Genomic DNA, 13,919 nt, shown 5'->3' with positions numbered 1-13,919 from the left:
AGGAATATCTACTATGTTGCAACTTTGTGCAACCTTGTTAATCGTAACTTGTGGGTCAGGCTGAAAAATGGTTTTGTTGTTAAATTTAATGATGGGATTAGCGGTAATTTAACCTTTATTTAAAGGCGTATTTATCTGCGTCAGTTAACAGTTTTACCAGGTGCAACCAATAAAAACGTGAGGAAGTGCAACCTATAACAAAATGAGGTTTGGTCATCGGCGGAATTAGTGTAAATGCTGTGTTAAATCGTTTGTGAAAAACCGCCGCTTCCCTCAGGATACGGTCGCCCAATACAACCATTGTGCCATTACCCCGTTCCGGTAGTGGAATAAAACGACAAATCTGGACGCTGTCGACAAAAAATCTGGAGATTTGCATGGCTATTAGCACCCCGATGTTGGTGACTTTTACTGTTTATATATTTGGCATGGTACTGATCGGGTTTATTGCCTGGCGATCGACGAAGAACTTCGATGATTATATTCTCGGTGGCCGTAGCCTCGGTCCCTTCGTGACCGCGCTGTCCGCCGGAGCCTCGGATATGAGCGGCTGGCTGCTGATGGGGCTGCCGGGAGCCATATTTCTTTCCGGTATTTCCGAGAGCTGGATTGCCATCGGCCTGACGCTGGGGGCGTGGATTAACTGGAAGCTGGTCGCCGGCCGCCTGCGCGTTCATACCGAGGTGAATAATAATGCGCTGACCCTGCCGGACTATTTCACCGGCCGCTTTGAAGATAAAAGCCGGGTGCTGCGTATTATCTCCGCGCTGGTTATTTTGCTGTTCTTCACTATTTATTGTGCCTCCGGCATCGTTGCCGGCGCGCGTCTGTTTGAAAGCACCTTTGGCATGAGCTACGAAACGGCGCTGTGGGCCGGTGCTGCCGCGACGATTATTTATACCTTCGTCGGCGGATTCCTCGCGGTAAGCTGGACCGATACCGTGCAGGCCAGCCTGATGATTTTCGCGCTGATCCTGACGCCGGTGATGGTGATTATTTCCGTCGGCGGCTTCGGCGATTCGCTGGAAGTGATTAAGCAAAAGAGCATTGAAAACGTCGATATGCTGAAGGGGCTTAATTTCGTCGCCATTATTTCGCTGATGGGCTGGGGGCTGGGCTACTTTGGTCAGCCGCATATTCTGGCACGCTTTATGGCGGCGGACTCCCATCACAGCATCGTCCACGCTCGCCGCATCAGCATGACCTGGATGATCTTCTGCCTGGCGGGCGCCGTGGCGGTTGGCTTCTTCGGCATCGCGTGGTTTAACAACAACCCGGCGCTGGCCGGGGCGGTAAATCAGAACTCCGAGCGCGTATTTATTGAACTGGCGCAAATCCTGTTTAACCCGTGGATTGCCGGGATCCTGCTGTCGGCGATTCTGGCGGCGGTGATGTCAACCCTGAGCTGCCAGCTGCTGGTCTGTTCCAGCGCGATCACCGAGGATTTGTATAAGGCCTTCCTGCGCAAAAACGCCGGGCAGAAAGAGCTGGTGTGGGTCGGTCGGATGATGGTGCTGGTGGTGGCGCTGATTGCCATCGCGCTGGCGGCCAATCCGGACAACCGCGTGCTGGGCCTGGTGAGCTACGCGTGGGCGGGCTTCGGCGCGGCCTTCGGTCCGGTGGTGCTGTTCTCCGTTATGTGGTCACGCATGACCCGCAACGGCGCGCTGGCCGGCATGGTTATCGGCGCGCTGACCGTTATCGTCTGGAAACAGTTTGGCTGGCTGGGCCTGTACGAAATCATCCCTGGCTTCATCTTTGGCAGCCTCGGGATCGTGGTCTTCAGCCTGCTGAGCAAAGCGCCTTCGGCATCTATGCAGCAGCGTTTTGCCGAGGCCGATGCCCACTATCACTCCGCGCCGCCGGTCCGCGCGACCGCTGAGTAAGCACAGGCTTTCTGCTACAGCCCGCCTCCGGCGGGCTTTTTTGTGCCCGCGGCTCGCCGCAGCCGGACCGAGACCGACGGGAACCCTCTTGCTAATTCTCTGAAAATACGCTGATATCTGAGCACAAATAACAATGAGGATAGCAATATGAGTTTCAGACAGGGTGCGATGGCGTTGGTGCTGGCAGGGCTGCTTGGCGGCTGCGTGGCGCCGGCCAAAACGACCGTTTCAGCGCCGGCTGCCGGCGCCTGCCCGGCGGACAATTCCATGGAGCAGACCACGCTGTACTTTGGCCTCAGCCGTCCGGCGGGTAAAGATATCACCCCCGCGGAGTGGCAGCAGTTTGTTGACCGCGACGTCACCCCGCGCTTTCGCGACGGCCTGACGGTGTTTGACGCCCGCGGCCAGTGGCTGGGTAACGACGGGACCGTGGCGCGCGAGCAGAGCAAGGCGCTGATGCTGATCCACGGGAAAGATGCGAAGAGCGAAGAGGGGATTGAGGCGCTGCGCACGATCTATAAGTCGCGCTTCGCCCAGGAGTCAGTGATGCGCGTCGATCGCCAGGTTTGCGTTCATTTCTAAATAACCTGCGCTGCACAATTAAGGTGTTGCTAAATAAAAGGCGGGGCGATGCCCCGCCTTAATTGCGGCGATATTCGCGGCGCAAGCTCGCGCTTACAGCACCAGACCGGCGAAGCTGGCGGAGAGCAGGCTGACCAGCGTCGCGCCGTAGACCAGGCGCAGGCCGAAGCGGGAAACAATGTTGCCCTGCGGCTCGTTAAGCCCCTTAATGGCGCCGGCGATAATGCCAATCGAGGCAAAGTTAGCAAAAGAGACCAGGAAGACCGACAGAATGCCCAGCCCGCGCGGCGTCATGCCGGCGGCAATTTTCTGCAGCTCGATCATGGCGACAAATTCGTTGGCCACCAGCTTGGTTGCCATAATGCTCCCGGCGTTCAGCGCATCGCTGAGCGGAATACCAATCAGCCACGCCAGCGGGTAAAAGACGTAGCCCAGAATCTGCTGGAAGCTGAGGCCAAATACGGTGGCGAAGAGGGCGTTAACGGCGCTGATTAAGGCAATAAAGCCCATCAGCATCGCCAGAATAATCATCGCCACCTTGAAGCCAGCCAGAATATATTCGCCGAGCATTTCAAAGAAGCTCTGCGACTCATGCAGCTTCTCCAGCTTAATCTCCTGTTCGCTGCCCGGTCGCGTCGGGTTAATAATGGATAGCACAATAAAGGTGCTGAACATATTGAGGATCAGCGCCGCGACGACGTATTTCGCGTCCAGCATGCTCATATACGCGCCGACAATCGATAGCGACACCGTCGACATGGCGGTGGCGGCCATGGTGAACAGCCGGCGGGAGGAGAGATCGCCGAGCACGCCCTTATAGGCAATGAAGTTTTCCGACTGCCCGAGGATCAGCGAGCTGACGGCGTTAAAGGACTCGAGCTTGCCCATGCCGTTGACTTTTGACAGCAGGGTGCCGATGACGCGAATAAAAATGGGCAGAATGCGCCAGTGCTGGAGAATACCAATCAGCGCCGAGATAAAGACAATCGGGCACAGTACGCCGAGGAAAATAAAGGCCAGGCCTTTTTCACTCATGCCGCCAAATACAAAACTGGTGCCCTCAGCGGCAAAGCCGAGTAATGAGGTGAAAAAGCCGGAGATATTTTTAACTATCCACAGGCCGCTTTCGGCGTGGAGAAAAAAGAAAGCCAGGGCAATTTCAATAACAATTAACTGGATAATATAGCGAAAGCGGATTTTTTGTCGGTCATAGCTGGCAAGCCAGGCAAGGCCGAGGATAACCACCAGCGCCAGCAGGAAGTGTAAAAACTGAGTCATATTATTCTTTTCGCAGGTAAATAAGGCCGCTATTTAGCCACAGCCGCTACCTCCGGTAAATATCTGCTGCGAAAAAACCGCCGATCCTGCCCGCTGCCGCCGGCGCAGGTGAATAATTGCCTAAGTAATTATTTTCCAGCGATTAATTTACAACTCGTCATCATTCTCTACACATTTCACTTGTGTTTCTGATTATTGTAATGATAATCACTATCAGAAATATTTACCTATCTTTGCATCCGTTGACCGCGGCTCACATTTAAGGATGTCGGCATGTTTGTTCCATTTCTCATCATGTTACGTGAAGGCCTGGAAGCAGCGCTGATTGTCAGCCTGATCGCCAGCTATCTGAAACGCACTCAGCGCGGAAACTGGATTGGCGTAATGTGGATTGGGGTTATCCTCGCGGCGGCGCTGTGCCTCGGCCTGGGGATCTTCATCAACGAAACAACCGGCGAATTCCCGCAGCGTGAACAGGAGCTGTTTGAGGGCATCGTGGCGCTGGTCGCGGTCTTTATCCTGACCTGGATGGTGTTCTGGATGCGCAAGGTGTCGCGCAACGTGAAGCAGCAGCTGGAGCAGGCGGTGGATAACGCCCTGCAGCGCGGTAACAACCACGGCTGGGCGCTGGTGATGATGGTCTTTTTTGCCGTGGCGCGCGAAGGCCTGGAGTCGGTATTTTTCCTGCTGGCGGCGTTCCAGCAGGATGTCGGTATCTGGCCGCCGCTGGGCGCGATGCTTGGCCTCGCCACCGCCGTCGTCCTCGGTTTCCTGCTGTACTGGGGCGGCATCCGCCTTAATCTCGGCGCGTTCTTCAAGTGGACCAGCCTGTTCATCCTGCTGGTCGCCGCGGGCCTTGCCGCCGGCGCCATTCGCGCCTTTCACGAGGCCGGGCTGTGGAACCACTTCCAGGACGTGGCGTTCGATCTGAGCGGCGTGCTGTCGACGCACAGCCTGTTCGGTACGCTGCTTGAAGGCATCTTCGGCTATCAGGAAGCGCCGACCGTCAGCGAAGTGGCGGTGTACTTTATCTATTTGATTCCGGCGCTGGTGCTGTTTGCGCTGCCGCCGCGTAGCAATCCAGCAGCCTCGCGTACCGCTCCGCTTAAGTAGGGCGCCGCAGGATATATCGTTACCACATACTTACCGAAAGGGATGATCATGATGACTCATTTTCGCCGTAATGCGCTGCAGCTTGCCGTCGCAGCGTTGTTCAGCTCCGCCTTTTGCGCCCAGGCTGCGGATATTCCGCAGGTAAAAGTGACCGTTAATGACAAGCAGTGTGAACCGATGAACGTGACCGTGAAAGCGGGTAAAACGCAGTTCATCATTCAGAACCACAGTCAGAAGGCGCTGGAGTGGGAGATCCTTAAAGGCGTGATGGTCGTGGAAGAGCGCGAAAACATTGCGCCGGGCTTTACGCAAAAGCTGACGGCTAACCTGCAGCCGGGCGAATACGATATGACCTGCGGCCTGTTGACCAACCCGAAAGGGAAGCTGATTGTCACCGGTGCGGCCACCAAAGACGCGGCGAAAGCCGACGCGCTGCTGAGCCTCGGCGAAGCGATTACCGCCTATAAAGCCTACGTCACGGCGGAAACTGCCCAGCTGGTTACCGGCACGAAGGCCTTCACCGACGCGGTGAAAGCGGGCGATATCGAAAAAGCGAAAGCGCTGTATGCCCCGACGCGTCAGCACTACGAGCGTATCGAACCGATCGCCGAGCTGTTCTCCGATCTTGACGGCAGCATTGATGCCCGTGAAGACGACTACGAGAAGAAAGCGGAAGATCCGAAATTCACCGGCTTCCACCGTCTGGAAAAAGCCCTGTTTGGCGACAACAGCACCAAGGGCATGGAGAGCTACGCCGACCGTCTGAATACCGACGTGCTGGAGCTGCAAAAACGCATCAGCGAGCTGGCGTTCCCGCCGTCTAAAGTGGTGGGCGGTGCCGCGGGCCTGATTGAAGAAGTGGCCGCCAGCAAAATCAGCGGCGAAGAAGATCGCTACAGCCACACCGACCTGTGGGACTTCCAGGCCAACGTTGACGGCGCGCAGAAAATTGTCGACCTGCTGCGTCCGCAGCTGCAGAAAGAGAACGCCGCGCTGCTGGCGAAAGTTGACGCTAACTTCAAGAAAGTTGACGCGATCCTCGCGAAATACCGCACCAAAGACGGCTATGAGACCTATGACAAGCTGACCGATGCGGATCGTAACGCGCTGAAAGGCCCGATCACCACCCTGGCGGAAGATCTGGCTCAGCTGCGCGGGATCCTGGGTCTGGACTAAAGCAATGGCAGAGCAGAAGCAATTCGAGGTGAATGAACCGTCACGTCGGCGGTTATTAAAAGGGATCGGCGCGCTAGGCGGCGCGCTGGCCATCGCCGGCGGCTGTCCGGTTGCGCATGCGGCCAAAAGCACCAGCTCGCCGGGCACGCTGTCGCCCAACGCGCGTATGGAGGAGCAGCCCTTTTATGGGCTGCACCAGGCGGGGATCCTCACCCCGCAGCAAACCGCGATGATGCTGGTGGCCTTCGACGTGCTGGCCGGCGATAAGGCCGACCTCGAGCGTCTCTTCCGCCTGCTGACCCAGCGTATTGCCTTCTTGACCAAGGGCGGGCCGGCGCCGGACACGCCGAATCCGCGCCTGCCGCCGATGGACTCGGGCATTCTCGGGCCGTGGATCGCCCCGGATAACCTGACGATGACCGTTTCGGTCGGCCATTCGCTGTTTGACGAGCGCTATGGGCTCGCGGAACACGCGCCGAAGAAGCTGCAGAAGATGACGCGCTTTCCCAACGATTCGCTGGATGCCGCGCTCTGTCACGGCGATCTGCTGCTGCAAATTTGCGCCAACACCCAGGATACGGTGATCCACGCGCTGCGCGATGTGATTAAGCATACCCCGGATCTGCTGAGCGTTCGCTGGAAGCGCGAGGGCTTTATCTCCGATAGCGCCGCGCGGAGCAAAGGCAAAGAGACGCCGGTTAACCTGCTGGGCTTTAAGGACGGCACGGCGAACCCGGTGAGCACCGACGACGCGCTGATGGATGAGGTAGTGTGGGTTACCGCCGGACAGGGAGAACCGGCGTGGGCGACGGGCGGCAGCTATCAGGCGGCGCGCATTATCCAGTTCCACGTTGAGTTCTGGGATCGTACGCCGCTGAAGGAGCAGCAGACGATTTTCGGCCGCGACAAGCACAGCGGCGCGCCGCTGGGGATGCAGCACGAGCACGACGTGCCGGATTACGCGAAAGATCCCGATGGCGATATTATCGCGCTGGATAGCCACATTCGGCTGGCTAACCCGCGCACGCCGCAGACGCAGTCGAACCTGATGATGCGCCGCGGCTACAGCTATTCGCTGGGGGTGACCAACTCCGGGCAGCTGGATATGGGGCTGCTGTTTGTCTGCTATCAGCACGATCTGGAAAAAGGTTTCCTGACGGTGCAAAAGCGTCTCAACGGCGAAGCGCTGGAGGAGTACGTCAAGCCGATCGGCGGCGGCTACTTCTTTGCGCTGCCGGGCGTCAAGGATAGCCAGCACTACCTGGCGCAGTCCCTGCTTGAAGCCTGACGTTCCTGCCCGCAAGGGCAGGGCGTTTTCTGCTGTTTTTCCATTCTTTTTTTGTATTTCCTGCCTTGTGTTATTTTTCTGTAATCTAATTGTCGGAAACTCTCCAGAGCTGCAATGAAAATTATTTGTTGTCTGTATGTGAAAAATAAGTTGCATTAAGAATTATTTTTGATGTACTTATTACAGACGCGGTAGTTCCCGGCAGTGATGTCGTTTCACTATGGAGATCGCGAATGCCCGATTGCTGTAACGGAAAATGTAAAACTTCTTACCGTACTCATCAGCACGGGGGCCACACTTCCGGCCGCGATTCCCACACCCCTAATATTTCTCCAGTCACTACAGACAATCCGAACCCAGACCGGGTGAGCGGTGCGCGTAGCCGTGACCCGTTGTCAATTCGACAGGCAAGCAATGGCTTAAAAGGAAGCCAAACCTCAATCGTTCGTGCGCATAATCGCGTCGATATTGACGCGTGTGATGTAAACCAACAACGCAAGGTGCTATCCATGGGAAGACAAAAAGCAGTGACCAAAGCTCGTCGTGAGGCCAAACGTGTGCTGAGACAGGATTCGCGCAGCCATAAGCAGCGCGAAGAAGAATCGGTCACATCGCTTGTGCAAATGAGTGGCGTAGAAGCCATTGGCATGGCGCGGGACAGCCGCGATTTATCGCCGATTGAAGCGCGCAATGACGCTCAGGTGCATTATTTGAATGCCATTGACAATAAACAGCTGATCTTTGCCACCGGTGAAGCCGGGTGCGGGAAGACCTGGATCAGCGCGGCGAAAGCAGCTGAAGCCCTGATCCATAAGGATGTGGACAGAATTATTGTTACCCGTCCCGTTCTGCAGGCCGATGAAGATCTCGGCTTCTTACCGGGAGATATCGCCGAGAAATTCGCCCCCTATTTCCGCCCGGTGTATGACGTGCTGGTGAGAAGGTTGGGCGCTTCCTTTATGCAATACTGCCTGCGGCCGGAAATCGGCAAGGTGGAAATCGCGCCGTTCGCCTACATGCGCGGACGTACATTTGAAAATGCGGTTGTGATTCTGGACGAGGCTCAGAACGTGACCGCTGCGCAAATGAAAATGTTTTTGACCCGCCTCGGGGAGAACGTGACGGTCATCGTCAACGGCGACATTACCCAGTGCGATTTACCCTCTGGCGTAAGGTCTGGCCTGGTCGATGCGCTGGCGCGTTTTGAAGAAGACGAGATGGTCGGCATTGTCCGCTTTACGACCGACGACTGCGTCCGCTCGATGCTCTGCCAGCGAGCGCTGAAAGCCTACTACTAGCGGTTATATTCAGCGCAAAGCCCGGGGAAACCCGGGCTTTGTTTTTTCTGCGGCCCGCTGACGCGGTTTGTGGCTTAGCCAATCGCCCCCAGCGCATCTTCGCTGCCCTGCTTTTTCGGCAGCAGGTACAGGGTGGCGAAAATATCCAGCAGATAGAGCAGGGCCAGCAGGGTGATCGCCGCGGTAAACGACCAGTGGCTGACGAACAGGCCAATCACCAGCGGCCCAAATCCGCCGACGCCGCGCCCCAGATTAAACAGCACGTTCTGCGCGGTGGCGCGCACTTTCAGCGGGTAGGTATCGGAGATAAGCGCCCCGTAGCCGCCGATCATCCCGTTGACGAACATTCCCATCAGCGCCCCGGTAAACAGCATGACGACGGGGTCGCGCAGCTGGGCGTAGATAATGACCATCACCACGGCGCCGACCTGGTAAATAAGGAAGATTTTCCAGCGCGGGAAGCGATCCGCCAGCACGCCAAACAGCCAGATGCCGAAGGTCATCCCCACCACGGTGACCGCCGTCCACAGCCCGGATTTGGTCAGCGAAAAGCCAAAGCTGGAGGAGAGATAGCTCGGCATCCAGATCATCAGGCCGTAGTAGCCAAAATTCTGCACCGAACACAGGATCAGAATGCCGATACTGGCCTTCGAGGTGGCTCTGTCGGCAAACAGCATCCCGATCCGCGCCGTGAACGACATTTCCTCAGCGACGCGGCTATCTTTGGTAAACGCCTCGGGTTCGCCCATGCCGCGGCGGATGGCAAATGAGACCAGCGCCGGCAGCAGGCCGACCAGAAACATCCCGCGCCAGCCGATGATGTCCAGCAGCAGCGGGGTGATAAAGGCGGCAAGCAGGACTCCTAGCTGCCAGCCGATGCCGACCCATGCCGAGGCCCGGTTACGCTTATGGGCGGGCCAGACTTCGGCAATCAGCGCCATGCCGATACCGAATTCGCCGCCGAGCCCCATCCCCGCCAGGGTGCGATAGGCCAGCAGATCCCAATAGCCCTGGGCGACCGCACAAAGACCGGTAAAAACGGAGAACATCAGGATCGTGAAGGTCAGGACGCGAATGCGCCCCAGGCGATCGCTGAGATGACCAAACAGAATCCCGCCCAGCACCGCGCCAATGAGCGTCCAGGTGACGAGAGAACCCGCCTGAGAGGTGCTGAGCGCCAGAGAAGCGCTGATTGCCGGCAGCATGAAGCCGAGGATCAGCAGGTCGAAACCATCCATTGCGTAGCCGCTGATCGCCGCGACCATGGCTTTAGCCGGCGTCACGCCGCGCTTGTTTTGTGGGGAAGAGAAGGTCATGTCCAGGCCTTAGGATTAAATTGTGCGCCAAGTATAGATTTGTCAGCGATCGTAATCTACTGCAAAGAGGGGCCCAGGGTCAGGAGGCGCGAGCAAAGCAGGAGCATTGCCAGATGCTCCGCCGCGTCGAGAAACGAGACGAAATAGTGATGAATAGCGGAAGGAGCGACCGGCGCCGCTCCTCTGAGAGGCCGTGGGGAGGACATTAGCCCGCCAGCTGGTGGTCCAGGTTGAGCAGAGTTTGTGCCATCACCGCCGCGCCATCCGCCAGCTGCCGTTCGGTAATCGACTCTTCAGGGCAGTGGCTTCGTCCGCCCAGGCACGGAATAAAGACCATCCCCACCGGGCCGGTAGGGGAGACGTACACCGCATCGTGTCCGGCTCCGCTTGGCAAGCGCTGGGATCCCAGCTGCAGGTGCTCCGCGGCTTCAGCGATTGCCCGCATCACGACGTCCGAGCAGGGCGTTGGGCTGGCGCGGCTCACGTGCTCCAACGTTGCGGACAGCCCCAGAGCCGCCAGCTCTGATTCGCACAGCCGCATAATGTCTTCCGGGAAAATGTCGAGAACCTGCTGGCTGTCGCTGCGGACCTCAAGCATCAGCTCAACCCAGCCCGGAACCGCGTTAGGCACGTTCGGCGTCATCGCGATGCGGCCAATCGTCGCCACCACGTAATGCGGGTTGCCGCTTTGCGCGCTGGCCTGCTGATGGACGCGGGTTATCACCTGCGCGGCGCCCACCAGGGCATCGCGACGGACGTCCATCGGCGTGGTGCCGGAGTGGTCCGGCTGGCCGTGAACCATAATCCGCACCCGACGGATCCCCACGATATGCGTCACGATGCCAATGGGTAAGCCCGCGTTTTCCAGTACCGGGCCTTGCTCAATGTGCAGCTCAATATAGGCCGCCGTGCTGCCCGGACCGCGCAGCGGCGCGGTTAATAGCTGCGGCTTAGCGCCAACCCGCAGCATCGCCTCCGCCAGCGTCTCCCCGGCATGGTTTTTAGCCGCCAGCATGCCGCTATCGAGGGTGCCGGAAAAGGCGCGGCTGCCTACGCAGGAGATGCCGTAGTCGCTCGGCTCTTCAGAGAGGAAGTCGATCACCTCCAGCGGATGCTCAAGCGTGATATCGCGCTCCTGCAGGCTTAAGGCGATTTCGATGCCGGCCAGGACGCCGATAATGCCGTCATAGCGTCCGCCGCCAACCACCGTATCGCTGTGGGAACCGATCGTTATCGGCGCCAAATCCATGCGTCGTCCGGCCCGCCGTCCGATCAGGTTGCCGCCCGCGTCGAGGGTGACGCTGAGCCCGGCCTGCTCCATTTTTTGCTGCAGCCAGCGGCGGCCCTCGCTGAACAGCGGCGTGAAGGCGCGGCGCGTCCAGGGCGTACCCGGCAGCGTCATGGTCGCTAAGGTGTTGGCGTTTTCCCACAGGCGGGAAGCGTTGATGAGAGGACGATCCTTTAGTATTTCAGCGTTTATGTTTGTCATGGCGTTGTCTCCGTTATGCGGCGCTGCGCGGGCGCAGGAATCGACCGTCGCCCGGCTGGTTGACGATTTTTCCGTGGTTAAATACCGGCATGCCGCGGCACCACGTCTGCTCTACGCGCACCGTAAACTCCATGTCGGCGAATGAGCTCCAGGTTACCGCCGACAGGCTGGTGGAGGGATCGAAGCGATAGGTTTCGCGGTTCAGGATCACGAAGTCGGCGTCTTTACCCGCGGCAAACGACCCTTTGCGGTCATCGAGAAGGAAGTGCTGCGCCGGATTGCGGCACAGCAGCTGCACGACCGTCGTGGGCGAGATGCCATGCTGTTCGCAGCCGGTCCACAGCGCCGGCAGCAAGGTCTCGAGGCCCGGGCCACCGGAGGCGTTTTTGAAAATGTTCTCATCCCCTTTGCGCTCCAGCCCCCAGCTAACGTGGTCGGAAGAGACGAACGTGCAGTCCCCCTGCGCAATATGCACCCACAGCCGTTCGGACTCAGATTTGGGCCGGATTGGCGGGTAGTGTTTGGTTTTGGCCCCTAGCCGGAACGAGTGCTCTTCATGGTTCAGCATCAGATACTGAACGCAGGTTTCGATTGAGACCGGATAGCCGGCATTTTTGTACATTTTATAGATCTCAAACCCGCGCGAGGTTGACACGTGGACCGCATGGGCGCGGGCGCCGGTAACCGCGCCAATTTCATACAGCTGCGCGGTGGCCAGATCTTCGATCAGCGGCGTATGCGCGCGCATGAACGCGTCCCAGCCGGTATCGTTTTCAGCAACCATGCGCTGGATGTTTTTGCGCGTCATCTCCTGCATCTGATTGTGCACCGCGCAGGCTAAGCCGCTCGGGGCGATCAGCTGGAACGCGTGCAGCAGATCGTCCTCCTCGACCCGCGGGAAGCGGCCGGGAGTGGCTTCGAACGTCGAGAATTTAAACGCGCAGACCCCTCCCTCGATGAGTCCCGCCGCCGCCTCGAAGCCGTGCTTTTGGTTTAGCGTGCCGAACAGGGCCACGTCGACGTGGCAGTCGCGTTCGACCTCCGCAATTTTATTGTCCAGCTGGCCGCGGCTGGCGACCGGCTCGGGGTCGTCATAGGGCATATCAACCATTACCGTCACGCCGCCGGCGGCGGCGGCGCGTGAGGCCCAGCCGAGGCCCTCCTGATTGGCCTGGCTTCCTGAATGGACCTGGCCGTCAATCACCCCGGGAATAACCCACCTGCCGCTGGCATCGATAACTTTTTCAGCCTGCGGCAGCGGGCCGCTGCCGGTGGCAGCGATTTTTCCCTGCTCGATAGCCAGCCATCCATCGAGCGTGATGCCGTCGGCATCAACCAGATCGCCCTTTACGACTATGTCCCATCTCTTCTGCACACTCATAACGCACGCCCTTATAACTTTTACCGAAAATTTTGCATAAAAATGCATATGTGGCCGATGGGTAATCGGCCTCTTTTCCAAAGTCTGCGTCTAGTGTAGGGTGGCTGTACGTATTATGTCTTATGCTTATTTATCACTCTTGCATAACATTATGTTAACCTTGGAGAGGGTGCGATGCGCTTAAATCTCAAACAAATTGAAGTTTTTCGCGCCATTATGCTGACGGGTTCCATCAGCGGCGCGGCAAAGCTGCTGCACGTTTCGCAGCCGGCCGTTTCCCGGCTCATCGGCTATACCGAACAGCGGCTGGGGCTATCGCTATTTGAGCGGATAAAAGGGCGGCTTTATCCAACGCCAGAGGCGCGGCACCTCTTTATTGAAGTCAACTCGGTCTATCTCGGCGTGCAGCGCGTTAATGAAGTTGCTGAGGATTTGATTCAAAACCGCATGGGCCATCTGAGGATTGCCTGTAGCCCCAGCCTTGGGCAGGGGTTAATACCCAACGCCATTGCTAAATTTCACCGTACGCTGCCCGATACCCGGGTGATTCTGCACACTATGATCCCTGACGTGCTGCTGCAGGCGGTGCTGACTCAGCAGGTTGAGCTAGGAATTGCCTTCCTCCATGAGGGCCATCCAAACGTGCAGTCCCGGGTGTTATATGAAAATCATCTGGTCGTTGCGCTCCCTGCGACCCATCCGCTGACCGCCAAAAATACGATCAATGTCGAAGATCTTGTGGGCCAGCCGTTTATTGGCTACGGATCCGATATCCCTATCGGGCAGATAGTCAGGCAGCTCTTTAATGATGAAGGCATTGTTGTCCGGCCAATCGTTGAATCGCAGCAGATTCACGTGGCCTGCGCCCTGGTTCAGGCGGGGGTGGGCATCGCGCTGATCGATGAAATTACCGCCAGCGGCCCGGTATGGACCAACGTCGTCTTTCGTCCTCTCTCACCAACGGCTAAAACGCCAATCAGCATCATTTACGGCATGTACGAACCGCTTTCGCGGCTGGCTCAGGAATTTATCAGTACTCTGGAGTCGATTCAGGTTCACTGGTCGAGATAGCTCGTCGCCGCCATCGGCGCCGAAAATGCCTAACTTCTCCT

Annotated in this window: 11 protein-coding genes; 7 read left to right on the top strand and 4 right to left on the bottom strand. The window is 57.9% G+C overall.

What is annotated here, in order from left to right; genetic code table 11:
- The first annotated feature begins 377 nt into the window (after nt 1-377).
- A complete protein-coding gene (gene putP / locus MMW58_RS18130) occupies nt 378-1,886 on the top strand; it encodes a sodium/proline symporter PutP (RefSeq protein ID WP_241721777.1) in 1,509 nt (502 codons plus the stop codon).
- 147 nt (nt 1,887-2,033) lie between these two features.
- A complete protein-coding gene (locus MMW58_RS18125) occupies nt 2,034-2,468 on the top strand; it encodes a DUF3574 domain-containing protein (protein WP_133597398.1) in 435 nt (144 codons plus the stop codon).
- Nucleotides 2,469-2,561: 93 nt separating this feature from the next.
- Here the strand turns inward: MMW58_RS18125 and MMW58_RS18120 are convergent, their stop codons facing one another.
- Nucleotides 2,562-3,746, bottom strand: coding sequence for a NupC/NupG family nucleoside CNT transporter (locus MMW58_RS18120; RefSeq protein WP_241721776.1), 1,185 nt, complete (start codon nt 3,744-3,746; stop codon nt 2,562-2,564).
- Between the two features lie 273 nt (nt 3,747-4,019).
- Here MMW58_RS18120 and efeU point away from each other — a divergent pair, with 273 nt between their 5' ends.
- The 4 genes from efeU (at nt 4,020) to phoH (ending at nt 8,621) form a co-directional block, all read left to right on the top strand.
- Nucleotides 4,020-4,859 (top strand): iron uptake transporter permease EfeU, encoded by an 840-nt coding sequence (gene efeU / locus MMW58_RS18115; protein ID WP_123707395.1) that lies wholly within the window; start codon nt 4,020-4,022, stop codon nt 4,857-4,859.
- A 48-nt stretch (nt 4,860-4,907) separates the two neighbouring features.
- Nucleotides 4,908-6,035: an iron uptake system protein EfeO gene (gene efeO / locus MMW58_RS18110; protein ID WP_132511024.1), complete on the top strand. Its 1,128-nt coding sequence runs from the start codon at nt 4,908-4,910 to the stop codon at nt 6,033-6,035.
- 4 nt (nt 6,036-6,039) lie between these two features.
- Nucleotides 6,040-7,323 carry an iron uptake transporter deferrochelatase/peroxidase subunit gene (gene efeB / locus MMW58_RS18105; protein WP_159236469.1) on the top strand — a complete coding sequence of 428 codons (1,284 nt, stop codon included), beginning with the start codon at nt 6,040-6,042 and terminating at the stop codon, nt 7,321-7,323.
- A gap of 509 nt (nt 7,324-7,832) precedes the next feature.
- Nucleotides 7,833-8,621 carry a phosphate starvation-inducible protein PhoH gene (phoH, locus tag MMW58_RS18100; RefSeq protein WP_041144929.1) on the top strand — a complete coding sequence of 263 codons (789 nt, stop codon included), beginning with the start codon at nt 7,833-7,835 and terminating at the stop codon, nt 8,619-8,621.
- A 74-nt stretch (nt 8,622-8,695) separates the two neighbouring features.
- Here the strand turns inward: phoH and MMW58_RS18095 are convergent, their stop codons facing one another.
- The 3 genes from MMW58_RS18095 to MMW58_RS18085 form a co-directional block, all read right to left on the bottom strand.
- Nucleotides 8,696-9,937, bottom strand: a complete 1,242-nt coding sequence (locus MMW58_RS18095; protein WP_133597406.1) for an MFS transporter — start codon at nt 9,935-9,937, stop codon at nt 8,696-8,698.
- Between the two features lie 205 nt (nt 9,938-10,142).
- Complete coding sequence (locus MMW58_RS18090; RefSeq protein WP_241721775.1) at nt 10,143-11,426, bottom strand: Zn-dependent hydrolase; 1,284 nt, start codon at nt 11,424-11,426, stop codon at nt 10,143-10,145.
- A gap of 13 nt (nt 11,427-11,439) precedes the next feature.
- Nucleotides 11,440-12,807 (bottom strand): dihydroorotase, encoded by a 1,368-nt coding sequence (locus MMW58_RS18085; protein ID WP_241721774.1) that lies wholly within the window; start codon nt 12,805-12,807, stop codon nt 11,440-11,442.
- A 174-nt stretch (nt 12,808-12,981) separates the two neighbouring features.
- Between MMW58_RS18085 and MMW58_RS18080 the strand changes: the two genes are divergently transcribed.
- Nucleotides 12,982-13,878, top strand: coding sequence for a LysR family transcriptional regulator (locus MMW58_RS18080; protein WP_133597412.1), 897 nt, complete (start codon nt 12,982-12,984; stop codon nt 13,876-13,878).
- Nucleotides 13,879-13,919 lie beyond the last annotated feature (41 nt).

The organism is Klebsiella sp. HC6, assembly GCF_022605325.1.
Lineage (GTDB): Bacteria > Pseudomonadota > Gammaproteobacteria > Enterobacterales > Enterobacteriaceae > Klebsiella > Klebsiella terrigena.
This window is presented reverse-complemented; position numbering and strand designations above follow the sequence as displayed.

Coding starts and splice junctions, on each gene's coding strand:
- putP (WP_241721777.1), top strand. CDS start 378: ATGGCTATTAGCACCCCGATGTTGGTGACTTTTACTGTTTATATATTT.
- MMW58_RS18125 (WP_133597398.1), top strand. CDS start 2,034: ATGAGTTTCAGACAGGGTGCGATGGCGTTGGTGCTGGCAGGGCTGCTT.
- MMW58_RS18120 (WP_241721776.1), bottom strand. CDS start 3,746: ATGACTCAGTTTTTACACTTCCTGCTGGCGCTGGTGGTTATCCTCGGC.
- efeU (WP_123707395.1), top strand. CDS start 4,020: ATGTTTGTTCCATTTCTCATCATGTTACGTGAAGGCCTGGAAGCAGCG.
- efeO (WP_132511024.1), top strand. CDS start 4,908: ATGATGACTCATTTTCGCCGTAATGCGCTGCAGCTTGCCGTCGCAGCG.
- efeB (WP_159236469.1), top strand. CDS start 6,040: ATGGCAGAGCAGAAGCAATTCGAGGTGAATGAACCGTCACGTCGGCGG.
- phoH (WP_041144929.1), top strand. CDS start 7,833: ATGGGAAGACAAAAAGCAGTGACCAAAGCTCGTCGTGAGGCCAAACGT.
- MMW58_RS18095 (WP_133597406.1), bottom strand. CDS start 9,937: ATGACCTTCTCTTCCCCACAAAACAAGCGCGGCGTGACGCCGGCTAAA.
- MMW58_RS18090 (WP_241721775.1), bottom strand. CDS start 11,426: ATGACAAACATAAACGCTGAAATACTAAAGGATCGTCCTCTCATCAAC.
- MMW58_RS18085 (WP_241721774.1), bottom strand. CDS start 12,807: ATGAGTGTGCAGAAGAGATGGGACATAGTCGTAAAGGGCGATCTGGTT.
- MMW58_RS18080 (WP_133597412.1), top strand. CDS start 12,982: ATGCGCTTAAATCTCAAACAAATTGAAGTTTTTCGCGCCATTATGCTG.